The organism is Tolypothrix bouteillei VB521301 (assembly GCF_000760695.4).
Classification (GTDB): Bacteria; Cyanobacteriota; Cyanobacteriia; order Cyanobacteriales; family Nostocaceae; genus Scytonema; species Scytonema bouteillei_A.
Genome location: NZ_JHEG04000001.1, coordinates 5608091 through 5629929 on the forward strand (window position 1 = coordinate 5608091; position 21839 = coordinate 5629929).

The following is a 21839-nucleotide window of genomic DNA, read 5'->3' on the forward strand; positions in this document are numbered from 1 at the left end:
TAAATGGGAACACAAGGACTTATGGTATCAAAATAAAGACCAAAATGCTTGTAAGCTAAAATACATAAATTTACTGAGGAATTTTCCGGATTTATGCAGGAGATCGGTGATAATCTATATTCACTGTTGCTAGGCTAAGGGAAAAATGAGTCAATCCATTCTGCTGATTGGTAGCAACGGTCAAGTGGGTACAGAACTGCAAAGAATCCTGACCCCCTACAGAAATACCGTCGCAGTGGCACGTCCAACCATAGACATGACCAAACCAGATACTCTACGCAGTATCATTAGAGAAAACAAACCTCAAATTATTATCAACGCTGCTGCGTATACCGCTGTTGACAAAGCTGAAAGTGAAGTGGAAGCAGCAATGGCTGTCAATGGCATAGCACCAGGAATTTTAGCTGAAGAAGCCGAACGATTCGGTGCTTCTCTGATCCATATCTCTACTGATTATGTTTTTGATGGTAATAATAGTCGTCCTTACTTGGAGACTGACACCATCAATCCTTTAAGCGTGTATGGCAAAACCAAGCTAAGAGGAGAAGAAGCTATTCAAAAATTTTGTACCAATTACTTCATTCTTCGCACGGCTTGGGTATATGGAAGTTTCGGCAAAAGTAACTTTGTCAAAACCATGCTGAGACTTGGAGGAGAAAGAGAAGAACTTCGCGTTGTATCTGACCAAATTGGTAGCCCGACTTGGGCGAGAGATATTGCAGATGCGATCGCCCAAATTCTTCCCCAACTTCGTCCGGAAATGACCGGAATTTATCATTACACTAACAGTGGTGTTGCTAGCTGGTACGACTTTGCTGTCACAATTTTTGAAGAAGCACAACAGCTGGGGTTTCCCTTGAAAGTGCAACGTGTTGTCCCAATTTCGACATCAGAATATCCAACATTAGCCCGTCGCCCTAGCTATTCTGTGCTGTCTTGTGCCAAAATAACCAAAGTTTTGGGCACTTATCCACCTCAATGGCGGCAAAGTCTCAGGCAAATGATTAAAGAGTGGTTAGTTGTGAGTGTTTAGTTATGCTCAATCAGAGTCATAACCCATCTCCAATTTCTAATCCTCAATCCCCAATCGCAAATGACTATGAAAGCATTGATTCTCTCAGGCGGTAAAGGTACGCGTCTACGTCCTCTCACTTATACGGGAGCAAAACAACTAGTACCAGTTGCCAATAAACCAATACTATGGTATGGCATAGAAGAAATGGTCAGTGCTGGGGTGACTGATATTGGCATCATTATTAGCCCGGAAACGGGAGGAGAAGTTAGAGCCAAAACCGGGAATGGGGAACTTTTCGGAGCTAATATCACCTACATCTTACAGGATCGACCTGCAGGGCTTGCTCACGCTGTTCAAGTTGCTCGTCCCTTTCTCGGGGATTCTCCATTTCTTATGTATTTGGGAGATAATCTAATTCAACAAGGTGATTTAAGCCATTTTCTTGAAGTTTTTAGTCAAAATCACCAAGATGCTTTGATTCTTTTACGCCAGGTTGCTAATCCCAGTGCGTTTGGAGTGGCTAAGGTTGATGAAACAGGTCGGGTGGTACAGCTGATTGAAAAACCAAAAGACCCTCCTTCCAATCTTGCATTGGTTGGTGTCTATTTCTTTTCTCACGTGATTCATGATGCGATCGCTAATATCAAACCTTCTGCAAGAGGCGAATTAGAAATTACCGATGCTATTCAATCCCTAATTGACAATCAAAAACACGTGGTAGCTTGTCAATTGGAAGGTTGGTGGTTGGATACGGGGAAAAAGGATGATTTGCTAGAAGCTAATCGGCTGATTCTTGATACTTACTTAAAGACTTCTCTTTCCGGAGACATTGATACCCAAAGCCAAGTTATTGGGCGGGTAAAAATTGGGAGTGGATCTAAAATCATCAACTGTACAATTCGGGGACCCGTTATCATTGGTAACAATTGTTATATAGAAAACTGTTTTATTGGTCCCTACAGTAGCATTGCCAATGATTGTACTCTCATTGAGACAGATGTGGAACACAGTGTGTTGTTGGAAGGCGCTAAAATAGTAGGAATTCATCAACGTATTGTAGATAGCGCGATCGGACAACGAGCACTGTTGACTGCTACACCGCGTCGTCCAAAAGCTTTGCGATTTCTTATTGGTGATGATAGTCAAATAGAATTAACGTGATTTACTTTTTAACAATTAACTATTTTTCCACTCCTCTCGTTACCAAGTTAATCAGTTCTTTACCAGATAAGAACCATTTTGAATGCAAAATTATAATTATTAACAATTCCCCTGATGATAATTCTATTTACGATCTCAAAAATGAATCTGTACTGATTTTTGATGCTACTCATAATCTAGGTTTTGGTCGTGCTTGTAATATGGGCTTAAAATGGATTTACGAGCAAGACTCTCAAGGAATTGTCTGGATTATCAATCCAGATGCTTATTTATCAGATAACCCTTTAGAGAAAGTTAATTTATTCTTTGAGTCCAATCCCGAAGTATCAATTTTGGGTACAATTATTCATACCCCTACGGGAGAAATTTGGTTTGCAGGCGGATGCTTTACTCCCGCAACCGGAACTATTAGCACTCAAGACTTATTAACAAACACAGAGACAGAGTACGTGACGTGTGATTGGGTATCGGGTTGCAGCTTAATTGTGAATCTCCGTAAATTTGATAATTTTCCTCAATTTGATCCTACTTACTTTCTCTACTATGAAGATTTTGATTTATGCAAAAGATATGGGCTTCAAGGACATACGGTTGCAGTAACCAAGCGATTTGGCGTGGTTCATCAACCCTCTTCAATTACTAATAAATACATTTTTAGAAAAATAAAACACAGTACTTATAGTTATTTAATAACTTTAGAGAAATATACAAATAATTTTATTTTATTGCTTCGATTAATCCGTTTGCTTGCCTATACTATAGTTTTGATGTTTGTTAAGCCTCAAGTCGCATTTGGTAAGTTTTCTGGAGTTTTGATGTATTTGAGGCGATCGCTTTCTTAAATTAGCTCCCTTTAAATCTCCGGCTTCTTCAAGAAGTCGGGGATTGACACAGTAAATTGTTATACGACCGGGAAAATCTTAAGTAGGGTACAATGCCAATGCTTACCAATTTATAATAGCGATATTCCACAAGATACTACATGTATTTTAAAAACAAAAACGCAGTGTTCAATGAGCAAATTATTAATTAATCTATCAGTTGTTTTCTCCCAGCCTACTGGTATAAGTAACTACGCAAAAAATCTTTTTCCTTATTTAAAAACTCTCCAGCCAACTTTATTGACAGCTGATAAATATCCAGATTTTAATTGTTATTCAATTCCCGATAACCTCACACCCGCTCAAGGTACAAAAGGGCATTTTAGCCGTATTATATGGACTCAATTTCAACTACCTCGAATTTATCAAAAGCTAGAATCTAGTTTGATATTTTCACCTATTCCGGAAGCTCCCTTATATGGAAAATGCCGTTTTATTGTCATGGTTCATGACCTTATTCCAATACGCTTTCCCAAACTTTCATCGCCACTAACACACTATTTCCGCTATTACATTCCTCAAGTGCTGAATCAAGCACAGCATATTGTTTGTAACTCTCATTCTACAGCTAAGGATATCACTCAGTTTTACCGCATACCAGAAAGCAAAATTACTCCCATTCCCTTAGCCTATGATGCCAGTCGTTTTTGCCCTGTTTCTTTGGAGACTGACAGGCAAGATTCTCCTCCCTATTTTCTTTATCTTGGGCGACAAGACCCCTATAAAAACTTACTCAGACTTATTTCAGCTTTTGCTGCAATACCCGATCGTAAAGATTATGAATTGTGGTTTGCCGGACCACAAGATAAACGCTACACACCAAGCCTGCAAAAACTAGCTGAGGATCTTGATGTTATGCATCAAATCAAATTCCTCGACTATGTTTCCTATCAAGATTTACCCAAAATTATCGGTCGTGCGATCGCTCTAGTTTTCCCCAGTCTCTGGGAAGGATTTGGTTTTCCAGTTTTAGAAGCTATGGCTTGCGGTACGCCCGTAATTACATCTAATATTTCCTCTTTACCAGAAGTCGCTGGTGATGCTGCTATTGCGATCGATCCCTACAATGTAGGAGAAATAACCGAAGCTATGCAATTAATAGCAACCGATTCACAATTGCGTCAGCATCTTTCTCTTAAAGGAATACATAGGGCAAATCAATTCAGTTGGGAAAAAACAGGAATAGCGACGATTGAGGTTTTATCGCGCTATCTTTGACTCCTTTGGATAAAGCCCCGCCTGTTTCCAAACTCCTTCAAGCACGGATAATAGTTATCCCGGCTGCTTTGTAAGGCTGAAGGGCTTGCTCGCTCACAGTGTTTTCAGTCACTAAATGTGTCAGTTGATCGAGGGGACCTACAATATATGGTGCTGCGGTTCCCAATTTTTCCTCAGACGCAAGCGCAACGACCTCAGCAGAACTATCCATCATTGCACGTTTGACATAAGCTTCCTCAAGATCGAGCACGCCAATTCCCATATCTGGGTGCAAGCTGCGTACACCTAACAGGCATAAATCTGCACGGATACTCCGCAAACTCTGAACAGTTGCTGCCCCAACTGCTACTAAGGAATTTTTCAAAAGCCTTCCTCCAAGAAGTATGACCTCAATATTGGAATTTTCTACTAAGGCTACAGCAATTGGGGGACTGTGGGTGATGACTGTAGCGTGTAAGTCTTTTGGGAAATATTCTACAACTTGTAGTGTCGTTGTACCACCATCCAACAGCACCACCTGTCCCGAACGAACTAAACCCGCAGCTGCCTTTCCAATGGCTACCTTCGCTTTTTGAGCTTGGCTTTGCCTTGCGGTATAGGTAAGTGCTTGACCGGAAACAGGTAACGCACCACCGTGTACGCGCATCAGTAATCCAGCTTCAGCCAAATCTCGTAAGTCCCGACGAATGGTGTCTTCTGAAACATTCAAATGGCTGCTCAAGTCGGATGAAAGCACCTTTCCTTCACGGCGTAGGGATTCTAGAATAAACTGTTTTCTTTCAGCGTTCAACATAGATTTGCGTTTTTATGCATTTTTTTATTTGTTTTTGCTGTTTTTTGCATTTATAATCTTATATATAAGTTTAAACGCATAGCGTTGCTTGAATTTTTCCATTGTATGTAGAAGAGAAGACTATGAAACAGGCTATTCGTACAACACCTTACCAGCTTGCCGCTATCGACCTTGATGATACTTTACTTGGTCTTGACAAACAGATTAGTTCTGAGAACAAAGCCGCAGTGCAATTGTTGACTAACCTCGGTATTCACGTGGTACTTGCTTCCGGACGCAAACATCAGAATATCCTGCAATTTCACCAACAGCTTGGTTTGCGCGGTTTGATTGTGTCCACTCATGGGGCATTAGTCAAAGACGCAGAAACAGGCAATATCCTGCAACAGCAATTAGTACCTGTCAATCTTGCAAGTCAGGTCATGGCAGATGGGCTAGCTTACGGCTTAACTCTCATCTGCTACTACAGTGATGGAGTGCGTGTCAGCGAGAAGAATGTTTGGACGGATTTGTACCAAAAGCGCACTGGTGAAGAGGTGAGAGTAGACAGCAAGCTCGTTCAAAATCTGCATGAAGCACCACAGAAGGTGATGTGGAGTGGAGAACCCGAACGTATTTCAGCACTGCATCAAGTTGCAAAGGCACGCTATCAGGAACAACTCAACATCATACCAACAGATCCAGAAAATCTAGATTTTATAGCGATGGAAGTTAATAAGGCAGTCGGCGTAGCAGCCGTCGCTCAGCATTATGGTGTCAAACAAAGTGAAGTTGTTGCTTTTGGCGATGGTCACAACGACGTACCTCTGCTCTCTTGGGCGGGTCTTGGAATTGCAATGTCTCACGCTTGTCCAAGTGCTAAAAAATCAGCAAAACTTGTGGCTTCCCCTGGTAATCCAGAGACTAGTTTCGCCCGTGCTGTTGCAATGGCGTTAGCTTCCAACTGAGGTGGCTCTTTGCTCTACTCTCTCAAGAAATAACTCCGCACTTTGTCTTTCAGCCTCAAACAGGCGATCGCTTTCTCACTTCTCTAACCCCATTAATTAGAATTCTCTTGCAACCACGTCAATAAATCTGATTCATTAGAAAAATCTAACAGTGCAAGAGCTAAATTCTCTAGTTGCGCTACTGATAACCGAGTCATGCGTTGTTGCAATTGCTGAGCCACTCCGCCTATGCGGCGTTCAAGTTGACGCACAACTAACTGCAGTACTTCTTCCTGCTTAACTTCCTCTTTGACTTCTTCGCGAACTTCCTCTTTGACTTCTTCGCGAACTTCCTCTTTGACTTCTTCGCGAACTTCCTCTTTGACTTCTTCGCGAACTTCCTCTTTGACTTCTTCGCGAACTTCCTCGTAGTACCTTGTCTTCTTGATGTCAAAATCGCTCAATCTGAACATTTTAGCTAACTCCTGACGGTTAATACGTGGTAGTTTGTACAGTACAATTGTTTCTATCAAGTCTAACACTTGCTGTTGTGCCTGTTTGGGAAGTTCTGTACGTGCTTTGTCAACTAAATTTTGCGCTGCTCGTGGAGTACGTTTTTTTGTCTCCACAACTAGCTTCATGATTCCAACTCCCAAGGATTGTTCAGCTATATCCCCTAGCTCGTTTAAATACAAACATATGACTTGATCGCTTCCCAGTAAATTCACAAATGGATCTACTTCCATTGGCTCCATACTACGTCTAGCAAAAATTACAACGGCTCGCCACTTTTTAGTTGGCGCGTAAAGACGTATGTAGAGAAAAATTTCCGAGAATAACCTGGCGTATAGTTCGGGATCTTTCTGAAATTGAACTTCAACAAAGAAAATTGGTTTTCCTTTAAATTAGGAGTGGAAGAAATATTCCATCTATCGAAAAGCTGTTTGTTTTAATTCCACGGAAGCAAAATCATAAGCACTTGCTTCCGTTTTTTGCTGGGAAATAAGTTCAAAAAAAGCCTCCGGAAATGTTTGAAATAGACGGTAAAAAATTGAGTCGGTTTTCATATCAGCCTAGATAAACATTCCTATTATTTTAGGAGGATGTGTGCCAAGCCTCAATTTATTTTTGTCTGGGCAATTGTAAGCCGTGCTATACAGGTAAAAACCACTTACTTGAGTTTCAAATCCTTGATTCTTCATTAGTCCTCAGTCAAGGAACAATTTCTACCAATGTACCCTTTTGTACAACCTGATATAATTCCTCTACATCTTTGTTCTTCAAAGAAGGACATCCCAATGTCCAGTTCGTGCGATCGTCGATCGTGTTGTCGCCGCCTTGAGGAACACCGTGAATACCAACTTCGCCACCGATAGGCTGAGACCAAGCAATTTTACCTTGAGTTTTTGCTTGGAAATGTTTTCTCCAGGATTGAGGGTTGGGATAATCTAACCACAGAAACTTTGACCATTGCGGGTGAGGGTATAAGTCTTTAATACGCAGGACACCTTCTGGAGTACGATTATCGCCTTGTTGTAACTTATCTCCTGTTGGATTACCACCGAAAACGACAGGGTAAGACTTTAATGGTTTTTGCTCGTAGTAAATCGTGAGCCTATGCTTTGACTTTTCAATCAAAATAGAAGTCTTATCCTTAACATTTGTACTGTTGATAAGTTGTGAAAGAGGTTGGTTGTAGTTCAAGAATTCTTTGCCTGTAGGAGGAGTATGCAAAACTTGTTGTGACAGACAACCTGTTAAACACAGTACTTCTGGAATTTCCGTAAAGGGCATAATAAATCCCTGACGCGCTAAAAGAAGATATAATGTTGAAAAACCGACTCCTAATAAGGCAATTCCAAGAAGAGATCTTTGATGATTTTTAGAAAAACTTTTCCAAAGCACGGTATTAAAAAAATATCTAAAGATAGAAGACCTTATCTGCTAGTGTAGTTGAGAAAATTTTCAATCCGCAAGGGAGTTTGACAGAAAAGTTCGAGCAATAGTTTTGGTTAACCAAAGTAGTAATTTACCAAGGCTTTTGAATGCGATCGCATTCACGGGGTTACAGCTATTCTTACACTTGCACAACCATAACATCTAATGAACTACCACTTTGTTTTTATTGAATGAGGGACATGGCAAATGTTCAAGGGTATTCGAGCCGTCTTTTTTTTCGTAGATGATGTTGTTGTCGCTGCTAATTGGTACAGCCAACTCCTAAATCTACCAATTAAGTATTTTTACATAAATAATGAAGTACGAGGAGCGCTTATTAATGTCATCGATGTTGAAATGTTTTTCCACCAAGCAGATGAGAAAATGCGACCGGGTAATGCAGGTCAGATTGCTTACTGGAGCGTAGACAGCTTTTATCAAGCAATGGAACTTGCCCAAAAGCATGGCGCTAAACTTTACCGAGGTCCATTAACGATTGAGAACAACCAGGCAATCTGTCAAATGTGGGACCCATTTGGAAATCTTTTTGGCTTACAAGGTTCTACTTTGGAATCTCCATGACAGTATGACCAACGATCGACTTTTAACCAGAAGTGTCATGAGGGCGATTGTTGAACACTACTACCAATGCGATCGCTGCGGCGCGATCGGTCATAATAATGCTGGGGCTGCGGAGGCAAATTTGCTAGCACCATTTAACTACCTAGCTTTTCTAACCTGCAATTTTGGTGAAACATGACTAACGATATGCGACGCGAGTTTACCAACCGCGATGAACTAGTAGCTTACCTCCGCGAACAATTTCCTGAAGCCGCACAACGCGATAACAATGTCAGCGAAACTATAGGCGGACGCAAAGCAGCCAATAAAGCATTGCAAAAAGTAGACCCAGCACGCTATGGAAAAACACGTAACTTTTTCACAGGTGCTGTGACTCGGCTGTCTCCCTACCTTCGCTATGGTGTACTCAGTTTGCGCGAAGTTAAAGACTACGCCCTAGAAAAAGTCAAAAACCAAGATGATGCTACAAAATTGGTTAATGAATTAGGCTGGCGCGATTATTGGCAGAGACTATATGCCAAACTAGGTGATGGAATTTGGAAAGACCAAGAAGAATATAAAACTGGTTACACTGTCTCTGAATATGCGCCCGAATTACCCGATGATATTAGGCAAGGAACCACAGGACGAGTTTGTATAGACAGCTTTAGCCGGGAGATGCGGGAGACTGGTTACCTCCACAACCATGCACGCATGTGGATGGCAGCGTATGTGGTGCATTGGCGGCGCATCCGTTGGCAACTCGGCGCAAAATGGTTTCTCGAACACCTTCTTGATGGTGACCCAGCCAGTAATAATATGTCTTGGCAATGGGTAGCCAGCACCTTCAGTCACAAACCCTATTTTTTCAACCGCGAAAATTTAGAACGATACACCGAAGGCGTTTACTGTCGCCAATGTCCTCTATACGGTCATTGCGATTTTGAAGGAAGTTATGAAGCCATAGAAGCAAAACTTTTTCCCAAAGGAGAATTTACCAAACAACCCAACAGTCAAAGTTGGCAAAAAGGGAAAAAGAGACGATAAGGTTCTTTTTCCCTTACTCTGAAAGTAAATTATGGCTTCATAGCCATAACATAACCGGAAATCTTCAATTATAGTGTGTTCTATCTTAATAGAGTGTAGATTGAGTAAGCGATTGTAGCTAAAATGTAACTAATGCTAGAAAAGCTAGAAGGTAAACAGCGTAAAAGATTACAAGAAGCACTAATGAGTGCATTTCCGTCCTTCACAAAGCTGGAGCAAATGGTGAGCTTCGGATTTAATGAAAATTTGGATAACTTAGCAGGAGGTTATAATTCTGATTTAGGGTATGTCATATTTAAACTGATTGAATGGTCTGAAGCAAAGGGAAAACTTCAACAACTACTTATAGTTGTACGTAGTGAAGAAGACGGAGGAAATTCTAGTAATACAAAGTTGAAGGAAATATGTGAAGAACTACAGCAGGGTCAGACTGTGAGGGGGCAATCTTATGAATTGATGAATCGAAGTCAATTTGACTTGACAGAAATAATTGCGGAATGTTGTAGTAACCTACTCGGTAAAAATGGACTCGTTGGTTTCGCTTTACCTTGCGATCACTATACTTGTTTAGAGAGTTTTTGTCGGCGTCTACAGAACGAATTTAATGGAAGAAATATTCAATGTCAAGATTCTCTATCACTCAACCCCAAGCACTCTTCGGTAGAGCTAGCTATAAAGAGAATCCAATCTGCAGCTAGCGTACCATACTGCTTTACCAGTTGCCTTAAATCCTGACTTGCTACACTTTCTACGAATTAACTTCTTTCTTGACCCTCCCGAACAACTTCCTTATACGGTAGAGTTTGAGTTTCTGACTTCTGGATTATGTCATGAAATTGATACAGACTTATATGAAATTGAGCCAGAAATTCGTGATGTTTTGTTGCAGGGATTGATGAGAAGGGAAAATGCTCCAGAAAGAATTCGAGATATTGCTACGCTGCTTTGGCAGTATATTGAAGAATATTCACCCTGGGTAGATAGAATTGAATTAGAGCAAGCTCAAAAATTGACTGCTCTTAATTTTTTAAATCCTGATAAGGCAAAGCAGTGGTTAGATAATTCACAAGCCAACGCTAGTAAAGTAGGATTGGAGCGAGAATGGTTCATAGCTATGCGTGAGGAAATTCAGCACATCTCTAATATTTCTACCTCACTGCTATTTTCTACTAAGAATGTAAGTTCTCAATTACACGATAATTACATTTATCATTCAGAAAAAATTCAACCAAAGGATGTTATTACTATCTTTGAGCAAATTACTATAATTCCAGATCCGATTAATGTTCCATTTCCACAAGCTGATAAGTTTGAGAGAATAATCGACTTACTTTGGCTACTAGCAGTAAAAGATTTAGCAGAAGAAGACATAACAAAGCATTATCAATTCAATGTGAGGCAAACCCGCTATTATACTTCGGCTGGAAGATACCTTGGGCTAATAAATAAATTCTCAGATATTTCTAATAATAAACTAATGTTTAGTTTGACTAATGAAGGAAAGTATATTGTATATGAGTCCAAAACAAAATGTCTTGATTTAGTCAAAGTAATCTTAAAACATAAAATTTTTTACAAAGTCTTTGGCTCTACCTTAAATTTAGGAATGATTCCATCAAATGAAGTCATAATTCAACTCATGTCTACAAGCGATCTAAATATGAGTGATAACACTATAAGAAGGCGAGCTAGTACTGTTCGAGGGTGGACAGATTGGATTTGGTCAAGTATAGATTGGAGTAAGGATTCAAGTTATTCCAACATCATGTAAATCTTGCCATAATAAGTATTTCTAGCAATTACCTTCAAATCCATATTCTCAATAAGAATTGGAAAATGCTTATGTTAACTTGTTTTATTGAAAATAAAGTTGGTTGCAAACCATAAAGCTAATCCTGAAAGTCCGTTTGTGCATAGCTTCCAACGCTCTCAATCCTTGCGGCTGGGGAATGGGAGATGTAGCTTTGCAAAATAGGTGCAACCTCATCTCAGTTCTAAGTTATAGTTTTATAGTTGATATCCTATACTCTATGTTAATAGAGGCACTGGTGACGCAATAAAGAGTTAATTAAGATTAAATAAGTCAAAAAATAGTTTAAATGTACTATAATTGCCCTTAGTTAGTTTTTTGAAAAAAATGGTATCAGTAAATAAACTAGTAAAACCTTTTTTGAAATGGGCAGGAGGAAAAAGACAGCTGATTCCGTCAATCATAGCAAATCATCTTCCCAAAGATTTTAACACAAAAGATAATACATATTTCGAGCCTTTTATAGGTGGAGGAGCACTCCTTTTAGCACTACAACCCAAGAAGGCAGTAATTAATGATATTAATACAGAATTGATTAACTGCTATCAAGTGATTAGAGATTCAGTAGATGAACTAATTAAGGATTTAGAAAAACATGAAAATGAAAAAAATTACTATTACGCAATTAGAAATTGGGATCGGGGAGAAGATTACAAGTACAAAACTCCAGTACAAAGAGCATCAAGAATTATATTTCTCAACAAAACTTGTTATAATGGGCTGTTTAGAGTTAATTCATTAGGGCAGTTTAACGTACCATTTGGTAAGTATAAAAAACCTAATATAGTAGATGTGTCTGTTTTAATCAATGTCAGTAAATATTTAAATCAAAATCAAGTAGAAATATTAAATGTGGATTTTCAAGAAGCTGTAAAAAATGCTAAGAAAGGAGATTTTCTGTATTTCGATCCTCCTTACGATCCAGTCTCCGACAGTGCATGCTTTACTGACTACTCTCTTAATGGATTTAGTAAAATTGACCAAAAAAGATTGAAAGAAACTGTAGACGAATTAGATTGTAGAGGATGTAAAGTTTTACTTAGTAATGCTTATACTCAATTCATTATAGAGCTATACAGCAATTATAAGAAGTTTAAAATATCTGCAATTAGAGCTATAAACTCAAATGCACTTAAAAGAGGAAAAGTAGACGAAATATTGATTAAAAATTATGATTAAGACATTAGATAATAGGGATAAAAACAGAAATGATATTGCTTGGCAAATATTATTTGAAAAATATTCTATTTTAGAAAATATCAATAAAAATGGTTTTTTTGAAATAGATTCTGCAACAATCAATGAAGTTAGAGAAAGTAGATTGATGGCAAAATTCGACCATCATGCGAACTTACCAGGATTATTTAAAAATAATAATTTATCCATATTACCAATTTCTAGAAAAAAGTATGTCATAGGTCATTTTGATACTTATTGTAAAGTTAAATATAATCACGCTATAAAACCCAATCATGTTAATTTTCCCTTAGAAATAAAGAGTATAGATTATACAAACTTATCTTCAGAAAGTATGGCTTTAAGTTGTGCTTTTAATACAGGTATTATAGATGCTGTTCTTGGAGGTGAAAAATCCTTTCACACTATTTCTGGTCGAATGTCTACAGGTAGTTTTAAATTCTTTATTAGCAACCTCTCAGAGAGTAAACCTTATGAGATTTGTGTTGATAATTCTCAATGTGAAATAGACGCAGGCTTTGAAAGTGAAACTTACCTACTGATACTTGAAGCAAAACTATATAATGTAGATGATTTTTTAATTAGGCAACTTTATTATCCATATAGGCTTTGGTCAAATAAGATAAAAAAGAAAGTCATTCCTGCTTTAATGACATATTCAAATTCTAATAATATTTTTAGCTTTTTTTTATACGAATTTGATAATTATTTGGATTACAACTCTATAAAGTTAAAAGAACAAAAAGATTATATTATATCTTCTGAAGAAATAACACAAAAGGATATATTAGGAATATTTCACTCTGTTATTCCAGTTGTTGAACCACCAAACGTTCCCTTTCCACAGGCAAATGATTTTGAAAAAATTGTAGATTTACTTACACTGATGTTAAATAAAGAATTAACAAAAGAAGAAATTACAACAAACTATCAATTTGATGTAAGACAAACAAATTACTACACAGATGCTACAAGATACCTTGGACTAGTTAATAGATATAAGGATTCAGATACGAAAGAAACAATGTTTCAGTTGACGGAGGAAGGGAAATATTTATTAAACAGGAAACATAAAGAAAAAATTCTTTCCTTAATTAGAAAAATTTTAGAACATGAGGCTTTCTACAAGTCCTTTCAGGCTACTCTTTCTACTAAAGTAGTACCATCTAGTCATGAAATCAGCAAGATTATGTTATCCTGTAACTTGGATTTAAATAACACAACTATCATCAGACGCTCTAGTACAGTTCGTGGATGGATCGAATGGATATTAAACATAATTTCAGATGAAGAGAAATAAAACTTTTTAGCTGAAAAAATTTTATCGCTATAAAAGCTGTGTTACGGAAAATCACTTATTCAGTACACTAAATGCAAGCGCAAGCGTTAGATAATTTAGTATGGGGTATTGCCGAGTAAAAGCCCTAATGAAATAAATTACGTAATCTAAAAATGACTAAACCAATCATCTGGATACACGGCGACTGTCTCAGCCCTCGAAACCCCGCACTTGAAGAATACCCCGATGCACCAGCAATTTGGGTTTGGGACGAAGCTTTGATAGAAGAATGGCAACTCGGCTTAAAGCGCCTCACCTTTATCTACGAATGCTTGCTAGAATTACAAGTTGTCATTCGCCGTGGCGATGTCGCAAAAGAAGTTTTAGCTTTTGCCAAAGAACATAATGCTAACAAAGTAGTCACAGCAGATAGTCCCAGCCCTCGATTTGATGCAATCTGTGACAAAATTGAAAATTCTTTGGAATTAGAAGTCTTTGAGGTAGAACCATTTTTTGACTACGACGGCTATATCGATCTCAAGCGCTTTTCCCGTTATTGGAAAGTAGCAGAACAGTATGTATTTGAGTAAACTTTGATTTGCGACTTATTCCTTAACATTCTGCAACATTTCTATAGACTCTTCACACCAACTGTTCCACGCCTTTTCATAACCAATACCCATCTTCAAAACGCTGTATTGACAGCGTTCACCATAAGACAATTCTTCTGAATGAGCAAAAAAGCGCTTTTCTATGTCTTCATATGCTTCCAACCGCTTCAAGTGGAGACGGCGGTTCTGTTCTAACTGTTGAAGCAACACTTGGGGAGACACCAAACCACCTGCAAAAACTTTAACTAAAATATCTTCCCGAATTGGTCCAAGTCCGCAGTCTTCGCCAATCCACTCCGTCAACTTTTGCTGTCCGAGTTCGGTTAGGTGGTAAATTTTCTTATCCAAAGGTTTTCCTTGGGCAATAACTTCAACGCCTACCCAGCCTTGTTCTTCCAGCTTTTTCAGTTCCCGATATATCTGTTGGTGAGTTGCTTGCCAGAAATAACCAACACTATCTTCAAATTCCTTTGCAATTTCATAGCCACTGCAGGCTTTTTTCGCCAACAAAGACATAACAGCGTGCGCTAGCGCCACGATCGCAACCTCTTGACACGAACATTGTATTGAATATACATTAGCAAAAATAGGTTTTATGCAAAAAGTTGCATAAACATAATTTGATTAAAAAAGTTGCCCCAAGAACGGCATTCCTGAAAATGGCTGTAATAATAAGGAACGCCTGTATGGTCGTGCAATGTTGAGAATTTCTACAAGGGCAGAACACTTATGAGCGATGGGTCTGTAAAGCACGATACGGCATTGCCAATGAGCAGTAGTAACTTAGTGGAAGCCATGCCACCACTAAAATTGAGACGGTGGAGATTTATTTTGGTAGGTGCGATCGCAACCCTAGCACTACTAAGTCTGACAATTACAAATCAAAAGAAAGACACACCAAAAACTTCTCCTGTCCGTATTATCCCAGTTAAAACACAACGAATAGAAGCAGTTAAGTCCTACCAAGTGTTGCAAACTTATACAGGGGAAGTAGCAGCATTACGAGCCAGTGAGTTGGGGTTTGAGCGATCGGGAAGAGTCGTTAAGCTCAATGTCGATCGCGGCGATCGCATAACAAAGGGAACTGCCCTAGCACAACTCGATACTAGTAATTTAGAAACTCAACTGCAAGAATTGCTTGCCCGTAAAGCTCAAGCTGTAGCAGTTCTAGAAGAACTCAAAGCAGGACCGCGCTCCGAAAAAATCGCTGCAGCTCGCGCCCAAGTCAGACAATTAGAAGAACTTTTAAAGCTAGACGAAATCAAACGTTCTCGAAGACAAGATTTATACACTCAAGGAGCCATTTCCAGAGAGCAGTATGATGAAGTGGCTTTCAACGCCAATGCCTTAATGCAACGTCTAGCAGTTGCTCGCAGTGAATTAGATGAACTTCTAGCAGGAACGCGTAAAGAACAGATTGCAGCGCAGCAAGCAGCAGTCAAACAGTTAGATGCCAGCATTGCCGAAGTCAAAGTTAACATTGGCAAGAGCACTATCAAAGCTCCTTTTTCCGGAATTATTGCTGCACGTCGCCTAGATGAAGGTACTGTTGTCAGTGCAGGTCAATCAGTCGTGCGCTTGGTAGAAAACGCCAACCCAGAAGTAGAAATTGGAGTCCCAGTGCAATTGACCGCTCAGATAAAACCAGGTAGCCAAAAGAACGTGCAAGTTGGACAAACAATTTACCGAGGTAGAGTTTTATCAATTTTGCCAGAAGTCAACCCCACAACTCGTACCCGCACTGTAATACTGACATTAGAGAATTCTTTAGCCCCATCGGTCGCACCCGGACAAATTGCAAGATTAGCCATTCCACAAACCATTTCAACAACTGGGTATTGGTTACCAATTGCTGCATTGGTAAAAGGGGAACGCGGTCTGTGGTCTTGTTATGCCTTAACAACCGAAAAAAATTCACAAGAAGAAACACAATCTTACCGAGTCAAACAGCGCAACGTAGAAGTATTGCACACCCAGGGAAACCGCGTTCTCGTGCGAGGAACACTCCAACCGAGTGACACGGTGATAGTCGATGGTACTCAAAGAATTGTACCCGGTCAGCTAGTTCAGCCGACATTTTAAGTAGCGATTAGCGATTGGGGAATGGCGATTGGGTATGAGTTATCAGTACTTCTCCCTTGTCCTCCTTGTCCCCCTTGTCTCCCTTATCCCCCTTGTCCCCATTCCCTCAAATGTTCACTCTTTTCTACCGCAACCGCCAACTGCTCATTCTCACCTTGACACTCATTCTTGTCTGGGGGCTATCTTCTTTCTTTTCCCTTCCCCGCCTAGAAGATCCAGAAATAACCCAAAGAGTGTCAACTGTTACAACGATATTTCCCGGAGCCACTGCTGAGAGAGTAGAAACATTAGTCACAGAACCTATTGAGCAAGAATTATCAGAGATTGAAGAAGTAGATGTTCTTGAATCTCGGTCTGATAGTGGAATTTCCGTCGTTACCGTCAACCTGAAAGAAACAGTAAAAGACGTTGATAAGGTTTGGGCAAGAGTTCGGAGTCATATTGATGATGTAGTTCCACAACTGCCACCAGGAGCATTACAGCCCAAGTACAAAGACCAAGAAGTAAAAGCCAATTCCCTTATTGCTGGCTTAGTTTGGCAAAATAACACACCTATAAATTACGCAGTATTACGTAGGCAAGCAGAAACATTAGAAGATAGAATGCGATCGCTATACGGTACCGATAAAGTGGAACTCTTTGGCGATCCAGACGAAGAAATTCGCGTCGAAATCGATCCCGCTCATTTGGCAATGTTAGGGTTAACCACTGAAGAATTATCCCGTCAGATCCAAGCTAGTGATGCCAAGGTCAGTGCGGGACAACTTCGCAGCACCACTAATGAACTCTTGTTTGAAGTATCCGGGGAATTAGACTCTCTCGATCGCATTCGCAATATTCCCATTCGCGCCAATGGCTTGGCACAAGTAACACGTTTAAGCGACATTGCTCAAGTTAGCAAAGGTATTGTTGAGCCAGCAAATAGTTTAGCCTTTGTTTCTGGCAAACCCGCCATTATTATCGCAGCGACAGTTGAGTCGGGAATCCGAGTCGATTCTTGGGCAGAATCAGCACGTGAAGTTCTCAAAAAATTTCAATCCGAATTACCCAATGGTCTCGGGATCGAAACCGTTCTTGACCAAAGCCATTATGTCAAGAATCGTCTTAGAGGGGTCATTCAAGAATTGGTCACTGGTTCGGTGCTAGCCATGGTCGTGATTTTATTTGCAATGGGCTGGCGCTCTGCGGTGGTAGTTGGTGCAACTTTGCCCTTAGCAACCCTACTGGTGTTTGGTGGAATGAAAGTTTTAGGCGTTCCCTTGCATCAAATATCAATGACGGGATTAATTATTGCTATCGGTCTGTTAATAGATAATGCCATATGTATGGCAGATGAAGTGCAAATTCGACTGCATCAGGGAATGAATCCGCAAGATGCAATTGCAGATAGCGTCCATCACATGGGCATTCCCTTGCTCAGTTCAACTGTAACAACAGTGTTAGCATTTTTACCCATTGCTCTAGCTCCTGGCGGTGTAGGGGAATTCACTGGCACTATTGGAATTAGCGGAATTCTTGGACTCATCAGTTCATTGTTTATTTCACTGACTGTTCTTCCTGCTTTGTCAGGTTTACTTCACCAAAGGAAGCAAAATTCTCGAATTCCAACTTGGCTGGAACAAGGCTTCTCCCATCCGAGCTTGACCCGAATTTACCGTTGGACATTACAGAAAACATTTACCCGACCCATGCTTGCAGTCAGTTTGGCGCTCCTAATACCAGTGGTTGGGTTTACCCTCAGTTTGGATCTAAAACAGCAATTTTTCCCTCCCTCAGGTCGAAACCAGTTTTATATTGATTTTGAATTGCCAAGCCAAGCTGCTTTAAGCCAGACACAAGCCCAAGTTCTGCAAGCACGGAATTTAATTCTCAAGCATCCTGATATTGTTGATGTCCACTGGTTGGTGGGGGAAAGTGCGCCAACTTTCTATTACAACGTCGTTGGTACAAGGGAAAATGCAGCCAATTATGCCCAAGGACTCGTGCAATTGCGACCAAACGTTTTACCCACTCCGATTATTCAAAGCTTACAGAGCGAGCTAGACAAAGCATTTCCCAGCGCTCAAGTCTTAGTACGGCAAATTGAGCAAGGACCCCCCTTTGATGCACCCGTCGAAGTTCGCGTGTACGGACCCGACTTAGAAAAACTCCGGGAATTGGGGAATCAAATTCGTGCAGAATTATCGCAAATTCAAGATGTACTTCACACTCGTGCTAGTTTGACAGAAGCACAACCAAAATTAGCCATAAAAGTTGATGAAGAACAAGCACGAGTTGTGGGACTCGATCGCAGTGGGATCGCCCGTCAACTAGACACGACTCTTGAAGGTACAACAGGAGGTTCTGTATTAGAATCAACCGAAGAATTACCCGTGCGTGTACGTGTCTCTGACTCCAACCGTAGCGATCTAGACCGAATTGCTGCTCTCGACTTACTACCGAGCCAAACTTCATCTTCAGAAAACAATCAAACTATTCCTCTTGCATCTGTTGGTCAAGTACAGCTAGTTCCAGATTTAGCCTTGATTCCCCGTCGCGATCGAAGACGAGTTAACATTGTTCAAGGATTTATCACCTCCGGGGCTTTACCCGCAGTTGTTCTCTCTGAATTTCAACGACGCATACATTTAAAGAATTTACAACTGCCTCCAGGGTACACTTTAGAATTTGGTGGAGAAGCAGAAGAGCGCGGTACTGCGATCGCCAATTTGTTATCTACAGTAGGAGTCTTAGGGGTGCTGATGACGGCAACATTAGTACTGACATTTAACTCATTTGCTGTGGCTGGATGCATTGGTATCGTTGCGTTACTTTCAGTGGGATTGGGACTGCTAGGTCTATGGATATCTGGCTACCCTTTTGGTTTCACAGCAATTCTCGGTACTATTGGGCTTATAGGAATTGCAGTCAATGAAGCTACTGTTGTTCTGGCAGCTTTGCAGGCAGATCCTCGTGCTAGTTTGGGCGATCGTTCAGCAGTACAAGAAGTCGTTGTGCATTCCACCCGCCATATGATTGCCACAACTATCACTGATACTGCTGGCTTTACACCGCTTTTGTTCGATCCAACGGGTTTCTGGAATCCACTGGCAATTATCATTGCTGGTGGTTTGGGAGGCGTAACTCTGCTATCACTTTACTTCGTTCCTTCGGTATACCTGCTACTGGTACGTAGGAAGAAATCAGTCCCTACCTCTGCTTCACATCCCCTACCGCTCTCCTACAATAATATTCCTCCTATTTAATTTTTGAAATATATGTAGTGGCAATGCCCACTACATATGTCTGTTAGTGCAATACGTTCAGTTAACAATATCTAATCCTTGAGGATTCAAATTAAAATTTTTTAATGTGTTTAACTGAAATTTGGTTTGAAGGAAAATTATCTGTTAACGAAAGCAGATTTAAACGTTTGAGGTGATTGCGTTTTTCCAGCCAAAATTGACAAATATCTGTCACCAATTTTTTGTCTTCCGGCGTCAAACTATCATCTGAATTACCTGAAGCTAAAATTTTAGCTACTTTTGCAGCAATTTTTAAATCCACACCATATCTGATGAGTTTTGCATGGTACAGTATCTCTTTCTCTTCCTGCGACATGAAAATCTCGTTGTTCATTAGCTCAAAGTTTAAAAAAAATTAAATAGAATATTTGACTTAGATTATTGTAAATTTCTCATCTTATAGAAGCTATAAAAAGAGAGATTAAGAGTACCATCTAAAGATGGTAGACAAAATTTATTATATGTGTATATAAAATAGTTGTATAGAAACGTACATAAAAACTTAGTAATTTTTCGGGAGATAAACTGCTATATTGCTGAAGTCTATTCTTTTACATAAATATGACTGAGAAATATCTGCCTGATGAACTCAACTTCAGTTATTTAAATCTAATTAATCAAAATAAACACTATCCTGTAGGTAGGTGGGCGGAAAAATGTCTAAATACGTAATGAAAAGTAAAATTTCTATATTTGGCTTTTAGTAGCGCTGTCTGTCCCTGCAACACCTAAGGACAGCGAACTCGTGCATCGCAACTAGAAACCAGTGATAAATATTTTTACCGACTTACTTAATTCCCTAAAAATATTGCAGGAGTATGAATACCGTAAACATAATTGCTCAACAAAATTCATTTGTTCTAAATGCGGATGGAATTTTAGATTTCTATCAATAGAACATGGAACAATTACAAGCCAGTCAACTCAAACTTGGCGAAATTTATGAAATAGAGTTTCTCAATGGTTCCAATTGATAGTAAAGTTTACAGGTTTCAAAGCTGGACGTTACTATTTTTTCAATAATGATGAGAACCAGTTCTCAATTTCTAACAACTGTGTTCAGTATTACCGCTTTTACAAATTAAGCTAAATCAGGTTTACATTAATGGAATAACGAGGACATTAATTTAAGCTTCGCTCCTGCTATTGTAGCGATTAATGTAAGGCATTTCAATTGAAACTGCGATCGCTTTCTGATAAAAAATTATACGCCGATTGTGTTGAAGATCCGCTATTCAAAGACGTGTTATCACTACTCAGACATATTGAAACTGTCTGACTTTGATAGTGACGAAGCGCAACAATTGCAACGATAATTACACATACAGTACTAAGGTATAAAAGTTTCATATTAAATATTTTATAAACGATCGGATATCAAGCCCTTTAAATACAAAAAACTAAAGCTAATGTTTCTCAATTTAAATTTAGTTTTGTATTTTTCATCCAATATCAAACACAGTTATATTCACGTATTGTTTGATAGGGCAAAAACAATAGTTCCAAGGCTCACTGCTACAGAAGTTTGTTGATATATGAGTTTCATCTTTACGATACCTCGGTGATTTTTTAGAGTCTGCGAGCTATTTACAATCGTAGGCTTATCTGTTACGCGCCCAGTAACCACTGCTTGATGCAATCTCATCAATGCATCAACATCTTCTGACTCATATCCAGTTTCCAGCAACTTTTGCAATCTATTGACAGTAGCAATACTCAAATATCCAGAAGTTATTGCTTTTCGTACTAGCTCACTAATTAAAGGCATATTTTCAATATAGGGTTTATAGCGATACGGCTTGAGCCGTTAAGCTTTGTTTATCGCGTGTTGCATCAAGTAATCTTTCGTTACTGCAAGAGCAATATTTGAAAGGTTCGCTTCAAATTTAAATTAGAAAGTTTTCATCGTACATCACCCTACAAGGTCACCCAATAGGGTGAGGTCATAATATCTACCCTAATTTAGTAGACTTTATAAGATATTTGTACGGTAGCTAATTCAATCTCATTCCACTACAGATAAAAGTCATAAATTT

General features: G+C 39.4%; 21 protein-coding genes and 1 pseudogene. 15 read left to right on the forward strand and 7 right to left on the reverse strand.

Annotated elements, in window-relative coordinates:
* Positions 1-145 precede the first annotated feature (145 nt).
* From rfbD to HC643_RS22635, 4 genes are all read left to right on the forward strand, one after another.
* The gene (rfbD, locus tag HC643_RS22620) at positions 146-1033 is read left to right on the forward strand and encodes a dTDP-4-dehydrorhamnose reductase (protein WP_038071892.1); all 888 of its coding nucleotides are present in this window, start codon (positions 146-148) and stop codon (positions 1031-1033) included.
* Between the two features lie 66 nt (positions 1034-1099).
* Positions 1100-2176 carry a glucose-1-phosphate thymidylyltransferase gene (locus HC643_RS22625; RefSeq protein WP_038071891.1) on the forward strand — a complete coding sequence of 359 codons (1077 nt, stop codon included), beginning with the start codon at positions 1100-1102 and terminating at the stop codon, positions 2174-2176.
* Positions 2173-3018 carry a glycosyltransferase gene (locus HC643_RS22630; RefSeq protein WP_038071889.1) on the forward strand — a complete coding sequence of 282 codons (846 nt, stop codon included), beginning with the start codon at positions 2173-2175 and terminating at the stop codon, positions 3016-3018. Before HC643_RS22625 ends, HC643_RS22630 begins: the two co-directional genes overlap by 4 nt.
* A 171-nt stretch (positions 3019-3189) precedes the next feature.
* Positions 3190-4275, forward strand: a complete 1086-nt coding sequence (locus HC643_RS22635) for a glycosyltransferase family 4 protein (RefSeq protein WP_038071888.1) — start codon at positions 3190-3192, stop codon at positions 4273-4275.
* A gap of 37 nt (positions 4276-4312) precedes the next feature.
* On the opposite strand, the gene HC643_RS22640 is transcribed toward HC643_RS22635, so the two are convergent.
* On the reverse strand, positions 4313-5068 hold the full coding sequence (locus HC643_RS22640) for a DeoR/GlpR family DNA-binding transcription regulator (protein ID WP_038071886.1): 756 nt from the start codon (positions 5066-5068) through the stop codon (positions 4313-4315).
* A 122-nt stretch (positions 5069-5190) separates the two neighbouring features.
* Here HC643_RS22640 and HC643_RS22645 point away from each other — a divergent pair, with 122 nt between their 5' ends.
* Positions 5191-6015: a Cof-type HAD-IIB family hydrolase gene (locus HC643_RS22645; RefSeq protein WP_050045275.1), complete on the forward strand. Its 825-nt coding sequence runs from the start codon at positions 5191-5193 to the stop codon at positions 6013-6015.
* 92 nt (positions 6016-6107) lie between these two features.
* Here the strand turns inward: HC643_RS22645 and HC643_RS41510 are convergent, their stop codons facing one another.
* The 3 genes and pseudogenes from HC643_RS41510 to HC643_RS22655 all read right to left on the reverse strand — a co-directional run bounded on the left by HC643_RS41510 (position 6108) and on the right by HC643_RS22655 (position 7788).
* Positions 6108-6467 carry a DUF4351 domain-containing protein gene (locus HC643_RS41510; protein WP_237266078.1) on the reverse strand — a complete coding sequence of 120 codons (360 nt, stop codon included), beginning with the start codon at positions 6465-6467 and terminating at the stop codon, positions 6108-6110.
* A gap of 6 nt (positions 6468-6473) precedes the next feature.
* Positions 6474-7061: pseudogene (locus HC643_RS41515) on the reverse strand (Rpn family recombination-promoting nuclease/putative transposase); the annotation flags it as partial.
* A 145-nt stretch (positions 7062-7206) separates the two neighbouring features.
* The gene (locus HC643_RS22655) at positions 7207-7788 is read right to left on the reverse strand and encodes a L,D-transpeptidase family protein (RefSeq protein WP_082051623.1); all 582 of its coding nucleotides are present in this window, start codon (positions 7786-7788) and stop codon (positions 7207-7209) included.
* 351 nt (positions 7789-8139) lie between these two features.
* Here HC643_RS22655 and HC643_RS22660 point away from each other — a divergent pair, with 351 nt between their 5' ends.
* From HC643_RS22660 to HC643_RS22695, 8 genes are all read left to right on the forward strand, one after another.
* A complete protein-coding gene (locus tag HC643_RS22660; RefSeq protein ID WP_038071882.1) occupies positions 8140-8514 on the forward strand; it encodes a VOC family protein in 375 nt (124 codons plus the stop codon).
* 4 nt (positions 8515-8518) lie between these two features.
* Positions 8519-8692: a hypothetical protein gene (locus HC643_RS22665; RefSeq protein ID WP_153021555.1), complete on the forward strand. Its 174-nt coding sequence runs from the start codon at positions 8519-8521 to the stop codon at positions 8690-8692.
* Positions 8689-9540, forward strand: coding sequence for an FAD-binding domain-containing protein (locus HC643_RS22670; RefSeq protein WP_038071880.1), 852 nt, complete (start codon positions 8689-8691; stop codon positions 9538-9540). The genes HC643_RS22665 and HC643_RS22670 overlap by 4 nt, the downstream gene beginning before the upstream one ends.
* A 132-nt stretch (positions 9541-9672) precedes the next feature.
* The gene (locus HC643_RS22675) at positions 9673-10275 is read left to right on the forward strand and encodes an effector-associated domain EAD1-containing protein (protein ID WP_038071878.1); all 603 of its coding nucleotides are present in this window, start codon (positions 9673-9675) and stop codon (positions 10273-10275) included.
* 1 nt (position 10276) lies between these two features.
* Positions 10277-11311 carry a DUF7226 domain-containing protein gene (locus HC643_RS22680; protein ID WP_050045274.1) on the forward strand — a complete coding sequence of 345 codons (1035 nt, stop codon included), beginning with the start codon at positions 10277-10279 and terminating at the stop codon, positions 11309-11311.
* Between the two features lie 366 nt (positions 11312-11677).
* Entirely contained in the window at positions 11678-12529 is an 852-nt protein-coding gene (locus HC643_RS22685; RefSeq protein WP_038071876.1) for a DNA adenine methylase, read from the forward strand.
* Complete coding sequence (locus HC643_RS22690) at positions 12522-13847, forward strand: type II restriction enzyme (protein WP_038071874.1); 1326 nt, start codon at positions 12522-12524, stop codon at positions 13845-13847. The genes HC643_RS22685 and HC643_RS22690 overlap by 8 nt, the downstream gene beginning before the upstream one ends.
* 152 nt (positions 13848-13999) lie before the next feature.
* Positions 14000-14416, forward strand: coding sequence for a DNA polymerase (locus tag HC643_RS22695; protein WP_038071873.1), 417 nt, complete (start codon positions 14000-14002; stop codon positions 14414-14416).
* 15 nt (positions 14417-14431) lie between these two features.
* Here HC643_RS22695 and HC643_RS22700 read toward each other — a convergent pair whose 3' ends face one another.
* Positions 14432-14974 (reverse strand): PadR family transcriptional regulator, encoded by a 543-nt coding sequence (locus HC643_RS22700; RefSeq protein ID WP_038071871.1) that lies wholly within the window; start codon positions 14972-14974, stop codon positions 14432-14434.
* 192 nt (positions 14975-15166) lie between these two features.
* Between HC643_RS22700 and HC643_RS22705 the strand changes: the two genes are divergently transcribed.
* Positions 15167-16519, forward strand: a complete 1353-nt coding sequence (locus HC643_RS22705) for an efflux RND transporter periplasmic adaptor subunit (protein WP_202048643.1) — start codon at positions 15167-15169, stop codon at positions 16517-16519.
* 110 nt (positions 16520-16629) lie between these two features.
* The gene (locus HC643_RS22710) at positions 16630-19764 is read left to right on the forward strand and encodes an efflux RND transporter permease subunit (RefSeq protein WP_038071869.1); all 3135 of its coding nucleotides are present in this window, start codon (positions 16630-16632) and stop codon (positions 19762-19764) included.
* A gap of 91 nt (positions 19765-19855) precedes the next feature.
* Here HC643_RS22710 and HC643_RS40880 read toward each other — a convergent pair whose 3' ends face one another.
* Complete coding sequence (locus HC643_RS40880; RefSeq protein WP_063779455.1) at positions 19856-20119, reverse strand: hypothetical protein; 264 nt, start codon at positions 20117-20119, stop codon at positions 19856-19858.
* 1152 nt (positions 20120-21271) lie between these two features.
* Positions 21272-21571, reverse strand: a complete 300-nt coding sequence (locus tag HC643_RS22720) for a hypothetical protein (RefSeq protein ID WP_038071868.1) — start codon at positions 21569-21571, stop codon at positions 21272-21274.
* Between the last annotated feature and the right edge of the window lie 268 nt (positions 21572-21839).

Bases quoted from the DNA above. Each gene is read 5' to 3' on its own strand.
- HC643_RS22710 (WP_038071869.1), top strand. From the start codon at position 16,630: ATGTTCACTCTTTTCTACCGCAACCGCCAACTGCTCATTCTCACCTTG.
- HC643_RS22675 (WP_038071878.1), top strand. From the start codon at position 9,673: ATGCTAGAAAAGCTAGAAGGTAAACAGCGTAAAAGATTACAAGAAGCA.
- HC643_RS22660 (WP_038071882.1), top strand. From the start codon at position 8,140: ATGTTCAAGGGTATTCGAGCCGTCTTTTTTTTCGTAGATGATGTTGTT.
- HC643_RS22690 (WP_038071874.1), top strand. From the start codon at position 12,522: ATGATTAAGACATTAGATAATAGGGATAAAAACAGAAATGATATTGCT.
- HC643_RS22665 (WP_153021555.1), top strand. From the start codon at position 8,519: ATGACCAACGATCGACTTTTAACCAGAAGTGTCATGAGGGCGATTGTT.
- HC643_RS22655 (WP_082051623.1), bottom strand. From the start codon at position 7,788: ATGCCCTTTACGGAAATTCCAGAAGTACTGTGTTTAACAGGTTGTCTG.
- HC643_RS41510 (WP_237266078.1), bottom strand. From the start codon at position 6,467: ATGTTCAGATTGAGCGATTTTGACATCAAGAAGACAAGGTACTACGAG.
- HC643_RS22635 (WP_038071888.1), top strand. From the start codon at position 3,190: ATGAGCAAATTATTAATTAATCTATCAGTTGTTTTCTCCCAGCCTACT.
- HC643_RS22720 (WP_038071868.1), bottom strand. From the start codon at position 21,571: ATGCCTTTAATTAGTGAGCTAGTACGAAAAGCAATAACTTCTGGATAT.
- HC643_RS22695 (WP_038071873.1), top strand. From the start codon at position 14,000: ATGACTAAACCAATCATCTGGATACACGGCGACTGTCTCAGCCCTCGA.
- HC643_RS22640 (WP_038071886.1), bottom strand. From the start codon at position 5,068: ATGTTGAACGCTGAAAGAAAACAGTTTATTCTAGAATCCCTACGCCGT.
- HC643_RS22670 (WP_038071880.1), top strand. From the start codon at position 8,689: ATGACTAACGATATGCGACGCGAGTTTACCAACCGCGATGAACTAGTA.
- HC643_RS40880 (WP_063779455.1), bottom strand. From the start codon at position 20,119: ATGTCGCAGGAAGAGAAAGAGATACTGTACCATGCAAAACTCATCAGA.
- rfbD (WP_038071892.1), top strand. From the start codon at position 146: ATGAGTCAATCCATTCTGCTGATTGGTAGCAACGGTCAAGTGGGTACA.
- HC643_RS22645 (WP_050045275.1), top strand. From the start codon at position 5,191: ATGAAACAGGCTATTCGTACAACACCTTACCAGCTTGCCGCTATCGAC.
- HC643_RS22625 (WP_038071891.1), top strand. From the start codon at position 1,100: ATGAAAGCATTGATTCTCTCAGGCGGTAAAGGTACGCGTCTACGTCCT.
- HC643_RS22685 (WP_038071876.1), top strand. From the start codon at position 11,678: ATGGTATCAGTAAATAAACTAGTAAAACCTTTTTTGAAATGGGCAGGA.
- HC643_RS22705 (WP_202048643.1), top strand. From the start codon at position 15,167: ATGAGCGATGGGTCTGTAAAGCACGATACGGCATTGCCAATGAGCAGT.